Consider the following 17,000-nt stretch of genomic DNA (forward strand, 5'->3'; position numbering starts at 1 on the left):
AGTCAACACTTAACTTAAGGCAGCATACCGTTGCAACCAAGGAGACAGATATGCAATCGCTAATAGTTAAAGACTATATGACATTACAAGCCATCACCTTCAAACCGGACATGCCAATGACTGCGGCTTTAGAAAAAGTGATGCGTTCGGAGCATCTTGGTGGCCCTGTTATTAACGACCAAGAACAAGTGATTGGCTTTCTATCAGAGCAGGATTTGCTCGATAAATTGGTGAAGGTGAGTTATTTCTGTGAAGACACCCATTTAGTCCGTGACTGCATGCACCCTGAAGTGCTGTCCGTTTCATCAGACACTTCTATTATTGAGCTTGCTGACATGATGAAAGTAGGAAAACCGAAAGTTTATCCTGTGATCGATCAAGGTAAATTGGTTGGCATTATTACACGCAGAGATGTACTGAGAGCATTAGGGAAAAACTTAACGCATTGTTTTAAAAAACCAACATAGCAAACTATACCCTTCCTACTTGAAGCTGCAGCGGTGTTGGCTACGTTCGTTCACCCCAATCACATAGCTTGCCTATGCTCATGGGGACTCACTCACTTGCCGCCTACCTGCAACTCCAAGTTGTTTGGGTATATCAGCAGTAATAAATAAAATTCTAGAGGTGCAGTGCACCTCTTTTCCATCTAATCAAGGTGAATGTGCGTTAAGTTCAGGTTTGATAAAAATGCGCTTGACCTTGGAGTTGACTCTAAGGTTTAAGCTTTGTGCATCAGAGAAGGAGAATCCTATGTGCACAAAACATGAAGCTTGCAGTACTACAAAAAATAGCATGGCAAACCCGCAGGCGGTGTCATGCTCTAGTCTTAAAATTACCGCGATTAGGGTTGCGGGCGTTGATTCAAATGAAGAGGGGTGTTGCGGGTCACGAGAGTGCGCAAGCAATGATCCTGATGATGAACCCGCGCAGCCCACATCCGTTAAAACACAGTTTAACCAAAGCTGGAAAATTGAAGGGATGGATTGCCCATCTTGCGCACGTAAGGTTGAAACGGCGCTTAAAAAAGTGGGTAATGTGATCGACGCCAAAGTGCTGTTTGCCACTGAAAAATTGGTGGTCAAGTTTAATACCGAAGAGGCAGCGCTTGAAATAGAGCAAGCGGTTCGTAACGCAGGTTTTACGGCTCACCGCATTGATGCGGCTAATCCAGTTTCTGCCCCCATTCATAGTGACTGGAAGTCAGTCATAAAACAGAACGCGCAGATCCTCTCCATTGCTGGCGCGATGGTACTCGCCGCTATTGTGCAGCCTTATTTCCCTCAAATCAGCGATGGGATGTTCATTTTGACCTGCCTTGCCGGTTTGTATCCTATCGGTAAAAAAGCGATTCAACTGGCACGCTCAGGCACACCTTTTGCGATTGAAACCTTAATGAGCGTTGCGGCGCTCGGAGCGCTCTATCTTGGTGAAACGGTTGAAGCAGCGATGGTGCTATTACTCTTCCTCATCGGAGAGCGGCTAGAAGCTTTTGCCGCTTCTAAAGCGCGTAGCGGTGTACAAGCTTTAATGGCACTGGTGCCTGAAACGGCAACAAAAATTGTGGCAGGAGAACGCATCACGGTGGCGGCACATGAGCTAAAACCGGGGGATGTAGTGGAAGTTTCTCCCGGCTCTCGGCTACCCGCGGATGGTCAATTGCACGAAGCGTCGGCCAGTTTTGATGAGAGCGCGTTAACGGGCGAATCACTGCCTGTCGAACGCTATCAAGGTGACCGTGTCATGGCGGGTGCTGTGGTCGCGGATCAGGTGGTGCGTTTCACCATCACCTCCAAACAGGGTGAAAACGCGATTGACCGCATTTTGCATCTGATTGAAGAAGCGGAATCTCGCAAAGCGCCGTTAGAACGTTTTCTTGATAAATTTAGTCGTTGGTATACCCCATTAATGATGTTGGTTTCATTGGCCGTGGTTGTGATACCGCCGACACTGTTTGCGCAGCCATGGGAAACATGGGTTTACCGTGGCTTAGCCTTACTGCTGATTGCTTGTCCATGTGCGTTGGTTATCTCAACTCCGGCGGCCATTACTTCTGGTCTTGCCGCAGCGGCGCGTCGTGGTGCACTGATCAAAGGGGGCGCGGCGCTCGAACAACTTGGGAAAATAGAGAGTATTGCTTTTGATAAAACGGGCACTTTGACCAAAGGTAAACCGGAAGTTACGGATGTGGTTGCGCTCAATGGCTGGGATGAAGAGCAATTGTTGCGCTATGTCGCAGCGGTTGAAATGGGCTCGAGCCATCCTCTGGCAACCTCTTTAGTGAAAAAAGTGCAAGCGATGGCTTTGCCCATTCCAGAAGCGATAGAGAAGCGAGCGTTAGTTGGCAGTGGGGTTTCGGGGATCGTGGAAGGGAAATCACTGCGCGTATTAGCGCCAAGCAAAGCGAATGTTCCGTTTTCTGATGCATTTAGCGCGCAAGTGGAAGCGCTAGAGATGCAAGGCAAAACAGTGGTGGTGGTTTTTGAGCAAGAGAACATTGTCGGTTTAATCGCATGGCAAGATACCTTGCGTGAAGATGCCAAAGCCGCCATTGAAGCACTGCGCCGTTTGGGGATCGACACTATTATGCTCACTGGCGATAACCCTAGAAGCGCTGCGACGATGAGCGCTCAATTAGGGATAGATTTCAAAGCCAGTTTATTACCGCAAGATAAAGTGGAATACATTCAACAGTTGGCGCAGAGAAAACAGGTGGCGATGGTCGGGGATGGCATTAATGATGCGCCTGCAATGAAAGCGGCCAGCATTGGTATTGCGATGGGGGGGGGTACCGATGTTGCGTTGGAAACGGCCGATGCGGCAATTACTCATAATCGATTGGTCGAGCTCGCCACCATGATCGAGCTATCACAAGCTACCCTCGCCAATATTCGCCAGAATGTCACGCTAGCGCTAGGCTTAAAAAGTATCTTTTTAGTCACGAGTTTACTCGGTATTACGGGCTTATGGGTAGCGGTGCTGGCTGATAGTGGAGCTACCGCGTTAGTGACGCTCAATGCGTTGCGTCTATTGAAATTTAAAAAATAGTCCGAGACTAAAAACCAAAAAGCTCAGCAAGGCATGGCGGGTCGTTATCTCTCATGCCTGTTGGGTTTGCACCCTATTGTGGTAATAGTGTGAAATGCGTCGATATTGCGCTTGTATTTTGTTATGCAGTGTTGGAAATCATCTTTTAGGGTTGGGTGTTATTTCATCAATCTTGCTGTTTTTTGTGATGCAAACCGTTTTTATGAGAATGTGTTCGTTACATTGCGTCATTCATTGTGAATTTGATCACTCTTTGTTGGTGCGTGGTCCGCTAGAGTAGCTGCATACCCGATGTATATCTATGAGCTGAACAAGCCGCAATAAGGAGTCACTTATGTCTCAAGCCGTTTTCCATCTAGGTGTTACCGAAGCCGATCTGAATGGTGCTACTTTGGCCATTATCCCTGGGGATCCAGCCCGCGTACAAAAAATCGCTGAAGAGATGGAAAATCCAGTCTTTCTTGCTAGCCACCGTGAATACACCGTGTACCGCGCAGAGTTAGACGGTAAGCCAGTCGTTGTTTGTTCTACTGGTATCGGTGGTCCTTCTACGTCTATTGCGGTTGAAGAGCTTGCTCAACTTGGCGTGCGTACTTTCCTACGCGTAGGTACTACTGGTGCAATCCAACCTCATGTCAATGTGGGTGATATGATTGTCAGCACAGGTTCGGTTCGCCTTGACGGTGCAAGTTTGCACTTTGCACCAATGGAATTCCCTGCTGTGGCTGATTTCGATGTCGCCACTGCAATGAAAGCGGCTGTAGTTGAAAGTGGTGCAACCGTGCACATGGGCGTCACCGCATCAAGTGATACTTTCTACCCAGGCCAAGAGCGTTATGATACCTTCACTGGTCGTGTTGTGCGTCGTTTCCAAGGCTCAATGAAAGAGTGGCAAGATATGGGCGTATTGAACTTTGAGATGGAATCCGCCACTTTACTAACCATGTGTGCGAGCTCAGGTTTGAAAGCAGGTTGTGTGGCAGGTGTGATCATCAACCGTACTCAAAAAGAGATCCCAGATCACGCGACACTCAAAGAGACCGAGGCTCGTTCAATCAAAGTGGTTGTCGAAGCGGCGCGTAAAATGCTGTAATTGAGTTCTGAATTTACACTGATGTATCTATGTACACGGTGAGTGATTAGGCCACTTTTGAATAAGGTGGCCTTTTTACTTTCTAAATAATCACCAGTCAAACAGTTACCAGCTAAACAATTACTCACTAAGCAATCGCCAATTTAGGCAACGGAATGTACAAGCTCTCGGTTAAGTCGCTGAGCATCTGGTCGTAAACGTGAGAGATGCTGAGTGAAATATCCGAAGTGATTTGGTACATCGCGCCAGCTTCTATTTGAAAGGCAGGATGATCATGCAGTTCGCTCAGGCTATGTAGCGCGGCTGAGCAGCTTGGCGAAGCTACCGTTAAAGGGCTGATTAAGGCGAGTTGATTCATCCTACGCCTGACAACCTCACTATAATGCTGCAAGCGTATGCGGCCATCTTGAGTATCCATTTCATCAATGCTGATGCGTAACTGAGTTAGCGCGTCCATCGCATCAATGACCTGTTGCCAATTAATATGGTATTCATCGCTGAGATCTTCGCGGTTGGATTCCACCAACCAAGCCAGTATCACCTCATCCATTAAGAACATACAGTGACGAATTATTTTACCATGCATCATTTGGTTACGAGCCACAGAGCGCTCTGGCCACTCCTTCATGAGTGCTTTAAGCTTAATTTGCAGCACACGGTACATTGGTTTGTTGTCAAAGTGTGCGATAGCAATTAAGTGATTACTTTTTTCGTATAGCGTATCTTGCAATTCATTCAACTCAGTGTCGCGTCTTTGACCAGAGGCTAGTGTTTGATGGGTAATGTTACGGTGCTGACGGCATAAAAACAGTAGCTGGCGAAGGTCGATCAGCAGTTGATATTTACGTTGTAATGTGGATTCACGCTGTTTTGCCAGATAAAACATCAGCCACAATATACCGATAGAGATAAGCATTGAGATAAAAACAAACATAACCAACTCCTTGTTAATGTTATACCAATCTAGAGTTAGCAGGGTTAATGCCAGTTTTTTATTTGTTTAAATTCAATTGCTTATGTATTTTTGCGTTGAAGTGATGCATCTTATTGGTGCATTTTGAACTAAAAGTGTGAGCTGGATCGATTTTGAGCAGTATGGTGATAAAAAATCCCCAACACAGAGTGTGTTGGGGATGCTATCGTGAAGATTGATGTATTACAGGATGCGCATGCCAGCTTGAGCACCTTCATGTGGCTCAAGAATCCATAGCTCGCTGCCACCAGGGCCTGCGGCTAAGATCATGCCTTCTGACATACCAAACTTCATTTTACGCGGTTTGAGGTTCGCTACCATGACGGTGTACTTGCCTACTAACTCTTCGGGTGAATAAGCGGCTTTAATACCTGAAAACACTTGGCGAGTTTCGCCACCAATATCTAATTGGAATTTAAGCAATTTATCTGCTTTTGGCACCGCTTCGCAAGCGATGATCTTAGCGACGCGTAAGTCCACTTTAGCAAAATCATCAAATTCGATTTCAGCTGCAATAGGGTCTTTACTTAGCTCAGTTTCAACTGTGGTTGGTTGCGCGCTCTCAATTGCAGCTTTTTCTGCTGCCGCTTCTTCTTTAGACGCTTCAATCATCGCTTCAACGTGTTTCGGATCAATGCGATTAAACAGCGCTTTGAATGGCGTGAGCGTATGGCTTGTTAATGGTGTTTGTACGCCTTCCCAAGTGAGTTCTTGGTTTAAGAATGCTTCGGTGCGCGCCGCTAGTGCTGGCATTACAGGTTTTAAGTAAGTCATTAACACGCGGAATAGGTTGATACCCACTGAGCAAATGTCTTGTAGCTCTTGCTCTTGACCCTCTTGTTTAGCCACAACCCAAGGCGCTTTTTCATCCACGTATTGGTTCGCTTTGTCCGCCAATGCGGTGATTTCACGAATGGCACGGTTAAATTCACGGCTTTCGTAAAGATCAGCAATGCGATCCGCTGCTGCGGCAAATTCTGCGTACAGCTCTGGTTCGGCAAAGGTTGCAGATAACTGATTTTCAAAACGTTTGGTGATGAAGCCTGCATTACGCGATGCCAGGTTGACGATTTTATTGACCACATCGGCGTTCACACGTTGGGTGAAATCCTCAAGGTTCAAATCAAGATCGTCGATACGGCTATTGAGTTTTGCGGCGTAGTAGTAGCGTAAGCATTCTGGGTCTAGGTGGTTTAAGTAAGTGCTTGCTTTGACAAACGTTCCTTTAGACTTCGACATCTTCGCGCCATTGACTGTGACATAACCGTGCACGAAGACGTTATTAGGCTTACGGAAACCACTGCCATCAAGCATCGCTGGCCAGAATAGGCTGTGGAAGTAAACAATATCCTTACCGATGAAATGGTACAGTTCGGTTTTACTGTCTTTATTCCAGTATTCGTCAAAGTCTAAGTCATCGCGTTTGTTACATAGGTTTTTAAATGAACCCATGTAGCCGATAGGTGCGTCTAACCACACGTAGAAGAATTTGTTCTTTTCGCCAGGGATTTCAAAGCCAAAGTATGGCGCATCACGTGAAATATCCCACTGTTGCAGGCCGCCTTCGAACCACTCTTGCATTTTATTGGCGGTTTCTGTTTGTAGCGAGCCAGAGCGAGTCCACTCTTTGAGCATGCTTTCAAATTGAGGAAGGTCAAAGAAGAAATGCTCGGAATCCTTCATTACTGGTGTCGCGCCAGAAACGGCCGATTTCGGGTTGATAAGCTCTGTTGGGCTATAGGTTTCGCCACACGCATCACAGTTATCACCGTATTGATCTTCTGACTTACATTTTGGGCAAGTGCCTTTCACGAAGCGATCAGGCAAGAACATCTCTTTTTCTGGGTCAAACAGCTGAGAAATGGTGCGGCTTGAAATGAAGCCATTTTTTTTCAGCTCAAGATAAATGTGAGAAGCCAGTTCGCGGTTCTCTTCGCTGTGAGTGCTGTGATAATTGTCAAAGCTGATATCAAAACCTGCAAAATCTTTTTGGTGCTCTTCACTTACTGCGGCGATCATCTCTTCAGGTGTAATACCCATCTGTTGTGCTTTAAGCATAATTGGCGTGCCGTGAGCATCGTCTGCACAGATGAAGTTTACAGTGTTGCCGCGTAGGCGTTGGTAACGAACCCAAATGTCAGCTTGGATATGCTCAAGCATATGACCAAGGTGGATCGAACCGTTAGCGTACGGAAGGGCACAAGTTACCAGCAGTTTCCTTGAAGAAACGTTTCTTGGGTCAGTCGCCATACTTAATATTCGCTTTTTTGATAGGTATGAAAAATAGAGACCAATACTACCTTATGCAGCGAGCGACTCCAAGGCGTGAGCCTAAGGAATCCCGCAACTTTTTTGGGGTTCAGTCTGACAATAGAGAGTGATAGCATGAGCAAAAAGGAGAAGCTATGCAGCCGTTCACATCTAAACAAGATTTTTGCGATTGGTTAAACCAATTTGAACACCCTCATCTTATTGCGGGGTGGGCAAACCAACCGCATTGGGTTTCGGTTACAACAGCGGGACGTTTGACGGTTCATATTCCATTTGCCGCTAAAAATCTGCTGAATGAGCTTTCCGAATGGGTCGTCTCCAAGCAGCAAACCGATGCGCTTGCTCCATTCAGTGTTGAGATAATCATTGCGCCGAAAGCGCTAGCGACGACGGTCGCTCATAGTGTTAATGGTGTTAAAAATATTATTGCGGTGACTTCAGCCAAAGGGGGCGTCGGCAAATCAACCACAGCCGTCAATCTTGCTCTAGCCATTGCTCAATCTGGGGCGAAAGTTGGCTTGTTGGATGCGGATATTTATGGCCCTTCAGTGCCGATGATGCTTGGCAAGCAAGAAGCAAAGCCAGATGTGCGTGATAATAAGTGGATGCAGCCAGTTGAGGCATTTGGCATTTTCAGTCATTCGATTGGCTATCTGGTTGATAAATCTGAAGCGGCGATTTGGCGCGGGCCGATGGCATCGAAAGCACTGGCGCAACTGCTCAATGAAACCGAGTGGCCAGATGTGGATTATCTGGTCATCGACATGCCACCGGGGACAGGTGATATTCAACTCACCTTGTCACAACAAATTCCGGTAACGGGCGCGGTGATCGTCACCACTCCGCAAGATCTGGCGCTAGCGGATGCGCGCAAAGGGGCGGCCATGTTCGAAAAAGTCGACGTTCCGGTTATCGGGCTTATTGAAAATATGAGCTATCACATCTGCAGTCATTGTGGAGAGAAAGAGCATATCTTTGGTGTCGGTGGCGCGCAGAAACTGGCCAGTGAATATGGGTTGGCGCTGCTTGCACAAATTCCTCTGCACATTGCCCTGCGTGAAGACATCGACCAAGGTCGTCCTACCGTGGTTGCTCAACCAGAAAGTGAGCATACACAGCGTTATCTTCAACTGGCGGAACGAGTCTGTTCAAGCCTATATTGGCAAGGAAAGCCTAAGCCAGATGCAATCAGTTTTACATTGGTAGACTAGTGTTGGTCCACAGTGCTATGAAAGTAGCACTGCGGTGATCTCTTCTGAAATACGACGAAAACGTTTGCTTGGTAGTTTGTTATTCAAACCTCTTCCAAAGTCTAAATCGAGACTGGTATCAGGTGGTTGAAGTCCCTATAATCGGGCAGTTTATCTATTTTCATCACCAAACCATCACCGGGTGCAAAAATAATGTCTGAGAATAATCAATGCGTCATCGTAGGTATTGCTGGCGCTTCAGCTTCTGGAAAAAGCCTGATTGCAAGCACGATTTATAACGAACTTCGTGCCAAAGTAGGCGACCACCAAATTGGTGTGATTACGGAAGATTGCTATTACAACGACCAAAGCCATCTCAGCATGGAAGAGCGCGTTAAGACAAACTACGACCACCCGAATGCACTTGACCATGATCTACTTTGCCAACATTTAGAACAATTAACCCGTGGCGAAGCGGTTGAAGTGCCAGAGTACAGCTACACTGAGCATACTCGCACCGCGAATACAACGCTATTAACACCCAAGAAAGTGATTATTTTAGAAGGTATTTTACTGCTGACAGACCCACGTTTACGTGACTTAATGCATGCGACCGTATTTATGGACACTCCGCTTGATATCTGTTTATTACGCCGAGTGAAGCGTGATGTAGAAGAGCGCGGCCGCACCATGGATTCGGTATTGAAGCAATACCAAAAAACGGTTCGCCCTATGTTTATGCAGTTTATCGAACCGTCAAAACAGTACGCGGACATTATCGTTCCTCGTGGCGGTAAAAACCGTATCGCCATTGATGTATTAAAAGCCCACATCGCGAAATTGTTGAAATCTTAACTTTTGTGGTCTTTATTTTTAAGCAGACAAGTGGCACTTTAGGTGCCACTTTCTTTTTCTAATTAAGCAAGGAAAAAGCTGATGAAAAAACTGTTTCTTTTCATTGCCATTATTATCGGTGCGTTAATCGCTGCCGCGCTCGCACTTGTCCTGTTGGTCAATCCTAACCAATTTAAGCCCTTGATTGTAGAACAAGCCAAACAGAAAACGGGGTTGGACTTAGTCATTGAAGGAGATATCAGTTGGAGTTTCTTCCCTTCGCTTGGCTTTGAACTGGGCAAAACTGAACTCAGAAATCCACAAGGTTTCAGCGCTCCAAACCTGTTTAAAGTCGATCAAGTTGGTATTGAAATTTCGGTGATGCCATTGCTGGATAAGCAACTGGAAATTGGCAACATCCGCCTAAATGGTGCTGAGTTCCATCTTGAAACCCTTAAAGATGGCCGTTCAAACTTAGATAGCTTAACTCAAGCCGCGCCTCAACCAGCCGCCTCTTCCGCCGTAAACGAAACAAAACCAGCACAAGAAGAGACAAGCAGCGTCAATGCGAGCAAGCCTGTTCAAGAGTGGACGATTAACTTAGCGGGCGTTAGCGTCGAAAACGCATTACTGGAAATACAAGACCGCAAAGCCGGTACACATACCAAACTGTATGACGTGGCGGTCAATCTTTCAGAGTTTGCGGTGGATAAATGGACGTCAGCAACTTTTGCCGCCAAAGGTAAAAATAACCAACAAAACTTTGCCGCAGAAGGGCGAGCTGAATTCAAATTAGCCGCTGGTTTCAAGGATTATGCGCTGAAGAACGTTGTGCTTGATGCGAGCTTTAGTGACCCATCAAACCAGATTGATTCTGCGAAGATTGAATTAGCCACGTTCGAGTTTGATAAGAAGAATGCGCTGTCATTCAGCGTGAAAGGAAAGGTAGCGGATTTAAAACTTGATGCGAAGGGGAGTGCGCAACTGACTCTCGATAAAGCCATGAGCTTGGTGAAGATTGATACGCTGGTGTTGGATACTAATCTAGAAGGAACCAGTTTGCCACAAAGCCCAATGCAGATTGGTTTAACTTCGAACATTCGTTTTGATCTCTCTAAAAACCAACTGGATGTCTTACTCAGTAAATTAACCGCCAATGCATTAGAATTTGATGGTGATGTCAAAGTGACGTTGGCTGAGATCCCTAAAATCCGCTTCAATATGCATAGCCCAAATATCGATTTGGATGAATTTTTAGGGCTTGCGAATCCAGCAACGGCAAGCAGTGCCGTGAGTGAAAGTAAGGCATCGTCAGGTTCAACGTCAGCAGCGCCTGCTACGGTGAGCGCTGAAGTGGAACCAGATCTCAGTGCATTAAAAACGTTGGATGTGCAAGGCAAGGTCACCATAGACAAGTTCAAAGCCAATAATGCTCGATTACAGAATGTGCAAACCAGCTTTAGCGTCGATCGTGGCATCGTGAATTTAACCTCATTTAGTGCCAACCTTTACCAAGGTACGATTCAGGCGACCGCTCAACTGGATGCAACCAAAGTACCTGCCACTTATAGCGCTAAAAAAAGCGTTAAGGGAGTACAGGTGCTGCCGCTATTAAAAGATGTACTCAATAATGAGATGTTACAAGGTACGGGTAACATTTATGTGGATGTAAAGGGCCGCAGTTTGACGCCAACGGGCATTCAACAAAACCTTGTCGGAACCGTGAACATCAACTTTGCCGATGGTGCAGTCAATGGTATTAACGTTGCTCACCTTATCCGTAGCAATTACGCCAAAATTAAAGGTAAGAAAGTTGATGACGACCCAGTGAAGAAAACCGATTTTAGCGCCATGACCGCTACGCTGAAATTGAACAAAGGGGAAGTCACCACCAATAACCTCGCCATGCAATCACCACTGTTGCGTATTCGTGGTGAGGGTAAAGCGAATTATCTGCAACAAACGGTTGATTTTTTGGTGAGCACTTCTGTGGTGGGAACGCTAGAGGGGCAAGGTGGCAAAGACATTGATGAGTTGCGAGATGTCACGATTCCTATCAACATCTCAGGGCAATGGAGCGATCCTAAATTCAAATTGGTTTTTGATGATGTGTTAAGACAAAAAGCGGAAAAAGAAATTGACCGTGGCTTGGAAAAGCTCGGCGTTGAGATAAAAGACGAGAAAACTAAGAAAGCGGTTGATGGCTTATTAAAAAGTCTTTTTAAGTAATTTACTGGGTTGATTTCATTATGATTGATCAAGCCTCCTCGATTTAGAGGAGGCTTTTTTATCACCAGTCGATGCCTTTTCGTGCTTTGATGCCCGACTCAAAGGCGTGTTTCACATTTTTGACTTCCGACACCGTATCGGCGATTTCAATCAAGCTGCGGTGTGCTCCTCGGCCCGTGATCACCACCGACTGCATTGCTGGCCGTGTTGTTAAGGCTTCAATCACTTCGTCTAATTCGATATAGCCATAGCTCACCATGTAGGTCAGCTCATCAAACAACACCACATCAATCGACTCATCTTTAAGCATGCGTTTGCATTCTTGCCAAACCCCTTGCGCCGCTGCGGTATCGGCTTCTTTGTTTTGCGTTTCCCAAGTAAAGCCCGTCGCCATGACTTGAAATTCGACGCCCAGTTTTTCAAGCAGATTACGTTCACCGTTTTCCCAGGTTCCTTTAATGAACTGAGCTACCGAACATTTCAAACCGTGGCCGACAGCGCGCGCAATGGTGCCAAAACCTGAGGTGGATTTCCCTTTACCATTGCCGGTAATGATCAATAACAACCCTTTCTCTTGCTGAGCCGCGGCAATTCGTGCATCGACTTGCTCTTTTACTTTCTGTTGTCTCGCTTTATGGCGTTCATTTTTAATTTCTTCAGTCGACATGCTCAATCCTGTTCATTAATAGCGTTGCCGCTATCATAGCTCAACTACTCGGCAGCAAAAACCATCGAAATTACAAGGAATAAAAAAGCCAGAGCAGTGCTCTGGCCTCTGGGAGTATCTCTAATGAGTTTAGAAGCGGTAATTGGCTTGTGCGCCGATAAGCCAAACATTACCCGTCGTTGTACCAGAAAATTGGCCTCCAACGGCTTGCGCTGCATCATCTGAAGCATAACCACGAGATTCCACAATGTTGGCATCTTTGGCAAAAATGTAAGTAAAGCCAGTGTCTACGGTGAATTGCTCCGTGAAGGCATACTCCGCACCAACGCTTAACCAAGTTCGATCAGTTTCAGGGATGGTAATGGTACGGTTTTTATCGTTAACTGCCGCCATATCGTAAGCAATTCCTGTACGCAGTGCTAATTTTGCATCGACTTGGTAAGTCGCACCCAGAGCAAAACGGTAATTGTCTTCCCAGTTTTCTTCTTTAACCATCACCGAGCCAAGAGTGTTTAAATCCGCTTCAAGCTTTTCGAAACTGCTCCAATCGGTCCAGTTAATACTGGCATGTAGTGCCAACTGTTCACTTAGTTGGTGGTAGCTAGCCAGTTCAGCGGTGGCAGGCATAGTGAGCATCATTGAACCTGTATCATTCACTACCTTGCCCGATTCTTTCGAAAATATATTCGCTGTGCCAGTAAGCTTTAGGTCAACTTCGGATTTATAAGTAAAGCCAATGCGATTGCTATCATTGATCTGCCATGCCGTACCCACTTGCCAACCCCAAGCTTTATCTTCACCTTCCATGTACTTCAGTGTTGTACCTTGTGGAAGAGGCTTAGTTTGAGCCGGAGAGGTTGCACCGAAATGGCCTTCTCCAATCACATAACGAATGCCACCGCCAACGGTAACCGCATCAGTGAGTTGGTAGCCGATGTTGGTATTGACTTCCATTGTTTTAACCATCGCTTGATTACCAAAGTGGCTCGCGCTGAAATTACGGTCAAGCTCGGTCTCCATGCCATAGTTAGTACCGAGTGCTAAACCTAGTACCATTTTATCGTTCACTTGATGTGAGAGGTAAAAATTGGGGATGACGGCATCATTTGCGAAGTCATTTGAGCTTGCTTCTAATGCGCCGTTGATTTTTCCATTCACATCAACATTCGGATTAACGTAAATTGCACCAACAGAAATTTGCGTACCTTTCAAATAAGTCAGCATGGCAGGGTTACGCCATTGTGCACTGGCGTTATCAGCCATAGCCGCTTCACCGGCGTAAGCACGCCCAAGGCCCGTTGCAGAGTATTCTGCCAATTGGAAACCGGCGGCTTGAGATGCGTTTGATACGCTGAATAGTCCACATGCCACTGCAAGTGAAAGAAGAGTTTTATTTGATTTCATTATAATGTTCGCTGAAATATTTGAATTCGGTGTGGGGATTTTAAGGTTAGAGCTAATGCTTTAAAAATATAAAGCAGTGAATTTGTTGTTTTTGAAATTAAAATCCATTAAAGGTTTAATTATAAGCGTAATACTCTGCTTGTTATGAAAGTGTTTCTGATTTTTGGCGAACACTTGTAGTGTGGTTTAAGACCCAAAAGGTACAGTTGTTAGCTGAATTAGGCGAGGAGATGATATTACAAGCATTAAAAAGGGCTGGAAAACCAGCCCTTTATTGACGCTATGCTAATAAACGTTGCGCTTAGAAGCTGCGGCTATATTGTAAGCCGACTAGGATTGCATCTGCGTGAGTCGTTGCCGTCAAAACAGTACCAGCCGAATTCTCAGTCACTTGCACATCCTTACCAAGTAGGTAAGTGAAACCAAAGTCTACATTAGATCGCTCATCAACTTCGTAAGTAAAACCAGCAGAGAGCCATTGGCGATCTGAGTCTGGCACTGAGACTGAAGTTAAAGAATCTTGTGCGCTGGTGTCATACATATAACCAGCACGTAAAGTCCAATCGCTGTTTAGGTAGTAAGTTCCACCTATCGCATAGTGCCAACCGTCTTGCCATTTGTACTCTTTACCATAAACGCCGCCGCCAGCTAAAATAGAGGCGATAGGTGATTGTGAAGAGTCTAAGTTCTTAAAGTCGATTTGGTCAAATGCACTCCAGCCAATCCATTGCACACTATAATGGACTGCAAACTGTGTATCCTTGATTTTATGAAAACCAGAGAATTCTGCTATATCAGGTAGTGGAAGAACGATTTTTTGTCCGTAATCATCTTTGGCTTCAAATTCAGGGCTGTAGTGATATGCGAAGCCAAATCGATTATTTTCATCTAATTCATATACCGTACCTAAATTAAACCCGACCGCCCAGCCATCGGCCTTATCAACATTTAGCAAAGCTGTTCCTGCCGGAATGGTAGTTTGGAATTTCTGTGATAACCCAGCTGCTAAGGTTGCACTAGCATAACGCTGCATCGTACCTTGACCATAAATCAAGTCTAAGCCTGCTCCAAAGCTAAGTTGCTCATTTACTCGGTATGAGCCTGCGAGTCCAAAGTTAAAGCTTTTAACGTCCGTTAAACCACCATATTCTGATGCTGGATAAGAATCTGAAAACTCTGTTTTTGTGCCAAAATTTGTATAAGCGTTAACGCCCCAAGCAAATTGGTCATTGACTGGAACTATTAGGTGAATGTTAGGGGCAATAGATGTTCCGCCTACATCATCAACGTCAGAAATTGATACACCGTTGTATTTAGCATCTTTGACATCAATCATCGTTGTGATGGATTCAAAGCCCAAAGAGAGTGAGGTTTCATCAAACAACGCCATTGCGGCAGGGTTACGAGCCATCACCGATGCGTTATCGGCAATAACAGCATCACCAGCAAATGCACGACCTAGGCCAGTCGCAGATTGTGCATTGAGCTGAAAGCCCGCTGCCAGTGCTTGTTGTGAAGCGAGAGCTACCGTTACGGCAAGTAACGATTTTTTAAACAGACGCGTCTTGTTCATGGTGCTTTTCCTTTTTGATTTCATCGCCTCTAATGGACGTTGTTTTTGAGCAAATGCTCAATTGGTGGCTGATACTAGAGGCAAGTATAGAAGATAGAAATCCGACCATTGTCTAATTGAATGATAAAATTGCAGAAATGATGTCTATTTGGCAGGAAAAAGGCGGAAAATGCTTGTTTATAGAGTTTAAGCTCTATTTTTGTCTAGGGAACCTGGCCTGCATTATATACAGGCCAGGAATGGTTTTAATGGGAAGGTTTTAGCATAGGCATTAGTTTTTTAGCGATGTTCGTGACATCTTCGCCATTTTCACCGACAAGGATCAGGCTAGCATCACCGACGGGTTCGATGATTCCTGCCATGCCTTGCTCATTAAAGTTCACGGCTTGTTCACTGGCAATGCCTGTGAAAAAGAGCGTCACTTTCCCGCTTTCACCTTGAAAAACCATGTGCAGAGCGTTTGCCTTGCCAAAACCACAGTGGTTTAGGTAATAAACGTGGTAAGGGAAGTTACTGCTTAACTGATAAGCGAATGGCAGCATTTTGGCGTTGATCTGCGTTGAATTCACTTGTTCATCCAGTTGGTTGACAAAGCCTTCTTCATCAATGACGTGTTTGATGGCGGTGTCCATTAGGCTTGCCTGCGCCGGTGGAATGAGCACATTTCGCCAATTGATTTGGCCAACCAATAAACCAAACACAAAAGCAATCGATGCAGCCAATGTCATCGCTTGCTTGGCAAAAGTAGGTCGGATGACATTGCTTGCCATTGTGGTTTGACTAAATAGAATACGGTCTGCGAGATCGTCAGGCACGTCTACATTCATTGCAGTAGCAATCGTTGCATCTAAGCTCAATATGTCCTCTAGGAACTGACGATTAGTATCACTAGTGGATGCCGCTTGGATAATCTCTTGGTCATGCTGTTTTGGATCGGACATAACTCGGCGGCGAAATTCTAATTCATCCATTTTGCTGCCCCTTATACGCTTCTGATGAATCCAATTGTTCTTTTAATTGATTACGAGCTCGAAACAGACGAGTCATGACCGTGTTCTTATTGAGTTCGAGGATCTCGCCAATTTCATCACCACTAAAACCACCAATGACTTGTAGGAAAAGAGGTTCGCGGTATTCAATATCCAGCTTCATTATCTGTGCCTGCAACCACTCTTGTTGATGATGAGGATCATCGTTGACTTTTACGTCACCGCTGTAGTCATCAATATCGACCAACTCAAACTGCTTGCGCTCAAAGCGGCGCGCGTTCTCGCGACGAAGAATAGTTATAAGCCACGATTTGGCCGCTTTCTCGTCGAGCAAACTATCGAGAGATTTCCAAGCCCTCAAGCAGGTTTCTTGGACTAAATCTTCAGCAATGCTTTTATCTTTACATAGCCAATAGGCATAACGAAAAAGATCTCGGTGATAAGCACGCACAAGCGTTTCATATTTTCTCTGTCTGTCAATATTACTATTGACCGGGCTGCTGGACTTTTTCTTTCCAAACATGGTTATTATCGACACATGAGTCTCCGTTTGCTCTGTGATTTCTTCTTTGTTTAGGCCATTTTATGGTCGTCTTGCGATGAACGCTTCGCGTATTCGTTCGCTTTCGATCCGTTCAAGTTGTTCGGTAACATCAATTCAAGCGTCGACGGCTTTTTAATTTCATAGTATGGAATAAATCAATATAAAATTGATCTACTTCAAAATCT

The 17,000-nt window shown here is 45.4% G+C and carries 13 protein-coding genes; 6 read left to right on the forward strand and 7 right to left on the reverse strand.

Features of this window, described 5'->3' with window-relative positions:
• Nucleotides 1-50 precede the first annotated feature (50 nt).
• The 3 genes from AACQ17_RS14930 to udp all read left to right on the forward strand — a co-directional run bounded on the left by AACQ17_RS14930 (nucleotide 51) and on the right by udp (nucleotide 4,141).
• Entirely contained in the window at nucleotides 51-467 is a 417-nt protein-coding gene (locus tag AACQ17_RS14930) for a CBS domain-containing protein (RefSeq protein WP_013857256.1), read from the forward strand.
• Nucleotides 468-753: 286 nt separating this feature from the next.
• Nucleotides 754-3,048 (forward strand): zinc/cadmium/mercury/lead-transporting ATPase, encoded by a 2,295-nt coding sequence (locus tag AACQ17_RS14935; protein ID WP_094147380.1) that lies wholly within the window; start codon nucleotides 754-756, stop codon nucleotides 3,046-3,048.
• A gap of 334 nt (nucleotides 3,049-3,382) precedes the next feature.
• Nucleotides 3,383-4,141, forward strand: coding sequence for a uridine phosphorylase (gene udp, locus AACQ17_RS14940; RefSeq protein WP_010320675.1), 759 nt, complete (start codon nucleotides 3,383-3,385; stop codon nucleotides 4,139-4,141).
• Nucleotides 4,142-4,268: 127 nt separating this feature from the next.
• Here the strand turns inward: udp and AACQ17_RS14945 are convergent, their stop codons facing one another.
• Both AACQ17_RS14945 and metG read right to left on the reverse strand, forming a co-directional pair.
• Entirely contained in the window at nucleotides 4,269-5,081 is an 813-nt protein-coding gene (locus AACQ17_RS14945; RefSeq protein ID WP_013857254.1) for a hypothetical protein, read from the reverse strand.
• Between the two features lie 216 nt (nucleotides 5,082-5,297).
• Nucleotides 5,298-7,364 carry a methionine--tRNA ligase gene (gene metG / locus AACQ17_RS14950; RefSeq protein ID WP_013857253.1) on the reverse strand — a complete coding sequence of 689 codons (2,067 nt, stop codon included), beginning with the start codon at nucleotides 7,362-7,364 and terminating at the stop codon, nucleotides 5,298-5,300.
• 155 nt (nucleotides 7,365-7,519) lie between these two features.
• Between metG and apbC the strand changes: the two genes are divergently transcribed.
• The 3 genes from apbC to AACQ17_RS14965 all read left to right on the forward strand — a co-directional run bounded on the left by apbC (nucleotide 7,520) and on the right by AACQ17_RS14965 (nucleotide 11,638).
• A complete protein-coding gene (gene apbC, locus AACQ17_RS14955; RefSeq protein ID WP_017048342.1) occupies nucleotides 7,520-8,596 on the forward strand; it encodes an iron-sulfur cluster carrier protein ApbC in 1,077 nt (358 codons plus the stop codon).
• A 192-nt stretch (nucleotides 8,597-8,788) separates the two neighbouring features.
• Nucleotides 8,789-9,430 (forward strand): uridine kinase, encoded by a 642-nt coding sequence (udk, locus tag AACQ17_RS14960; RefSeq protein WP_010320672.1) that lies wholly within the window; start codon nucleotides 8,789-8,791, stop codon nucleotides 9,428-9,430.
• A gap of 81 nt (nucleotides 9,431-9,511) precedes the next feature.
• The gene (locus AACQ17_RS14965; RefSeq protein ID WP_094147379.1) at nucleotides 9,512-11,638 is read left to right on the forward strand and encodes an AsmA family protein; all 2,127 of its coding nucleotides are present in this window, start codon (nucleotides 9,512-9,514) and stop codon (nucleotides 11,636-11,638) included.
• A 61-nt stretch (nucleotides 11,639-11,699) separates the two neighbouring features.
• On the opposite strand, the gene cobO is transcribed toward AACQ17_RS14965, so the two are convergent.
• From cobO to AACQ17_RS14990, 5 genes are all read right to left on the reverse strand, one after another.
• Entirely contained in the window at nucleotides 11,700-12,305 is a 606-nt protein-coding gene (gene cobO / locus AACQ17_RS14970) for a cob(I)yrinic acid a,c-diamide adenosyltransferase (protein ID WP_010320670.1), read from the reverse strand.
• Between the two features lie 129 nt (nucleotides 12,306-12,434).
• On the reverse strand, nucleotides 12,435-13,709 hold the full coding sequence (locus tag AACQ17_RS14975; protein ID WP_094147378.1) for an outer membrane protein transport protein: 1,275 nt from the start codon (nucleotides 13,707-13,709) through the stop codon (nucleotides 12,435-12,437).
• A 301-nt stretch (nucleotides 13,710-14,010) separates the two neighbouring features.
• On the reverse strand, nucleotides 14,011-15,282 hold the full coding sequence (locus AACQ17_RS14980; RefSeq protein ID WP_164996762.1) for an outer membrane protein transport protein: 1,272 nt from the start codon (nucleotides 15,280-15,282) through the stop codon (nucleotides 14,011-14,013).
• A gap of 245 nt (nucleotides 15,283-15,527) precedes the next feature.
• Complete coding sequence (locus AACQ17_RS14985; RefSeq protein WP_017044335.1) at nucleotides 15,528-16,253, reverse strand: DUF3379 domain-containing protein; 726 nt, start codon at nucleotides 16,251-16,253, stop codon at nucleotides 15,528-15,530.
• Nucleotides 16,246-16,794: a sigma-70 family RNA polymerase sigma factor gene (locus AACQ17_RS14990; RefSeq protein ID WP_088717986.1), complete on the reverse strand. Its 549-nt coding sequence runs from the start codon at nucleotides 16,792-16,794 to the stop codon at nucleotides 16,246-16,248. Before AACQ17_RS14990 ends, AACQ17_RS14985 begins: the two co-directional genes overlap by 8 nt.
• Nucleotides 16,795-17,000: the final 206 nt, after the last annotated feature.

It is taken from the genome of Vibrio sp. V10_P2A27P122, from assembly GCF_963874335.1.
Classification (GTDB): domain Bacteria; phylum Pseudomonadota; class Gammaproteobacteria; order Enterobacterales; family Vibrionaceae; genus Vibrio; species Vibrio anguillarum.

Excerpts from the sequence above, each read along its gene's own strand:
- AACQ17_RS14990 (WP_088717986.1), bottom strand. The coding sequence starts at position 16,794 with ATGTTTGGAAAGAAAAAGTCCAGCAGCCCGGTCAATAGTAATATTGAC.
- AACQ17_RS14985 (WP_017044335.1), bottom strand. The coding sequence starts at position 16,253 with ATGGATGAATTAGAATTTCGCCGCCGAGTTATGTCCGATCCAAAACAG.
- AACQ17_RS14965 (WP_094147379.1), top strand. The coding sequence starts at position 9,512 with ATGAAAAAACTGTTTCTTTTCATTGCCATTATTATCGGTGCGTTAATC.
- AACQ17_RS14930 (WP_013857256.1), top strand. The coding sequence starts at position 51 with ATGCAATCGCTAATAGTTAAAGACTATATGACATTACAAGCCATCACC.
- udk (WP_010320672.1), top strand. The coding sequence starts at position 8,789 with ATGTCTGAGAATAATCAATGCGTCATCGTAGGTATTGCTGGCGCTTCA.
- udp (WP_010320675.1), top strand. The coding sequence starts at position 3,383 with ATGTCTCAAGCCGTTTTCCATCTAGGTGTTACCGAAGCCGATCTGAAT.
- AACQ17_RS14980 (WP_164996762.1), bottom strand. The coding sequence starts at position 15,282 with ATGAACAAGACGCGTCTGTTTAAAAAATCGTTACTTGCCGTAACGGTA.
- metG (WP_013857253.1), bottom strand. The coding sequence starts at position 7,364 with ATGGCGACTGACCCAAGAAACGTTTCTTCAAGGAAACTGCTGGTAACT.
- AACQ17_RS14975 (WP_094147378.1), bottom strand. The coding sequence starts at position 13,709 with ATGAAATCAAATAAAACTCTTCTTTCACTTGCAGTGGCATGTGGACTA.
- AACQ17_RS14935 (WP_094147380.1), top strand. The coding sequence starts at position 754 with ATGTGCACAAAACATGAAGCTTGCAGTACTACAAAAAATAGCATGGCA.
- apbC (WP_017048342.1), top strand. The coding sequence starts at position 7,520 with ATGCAGCCGTTCACATCTAAACAAGATTTTTGCGATTGGTTAAACCAA.
- cobO (WP_010320670.1), bottom strand. The coding sequence starts at position 12,305 with ATGTCGACTGAAGAAATTAAAAATGAACGCCATAAAGCGAGACAACAG.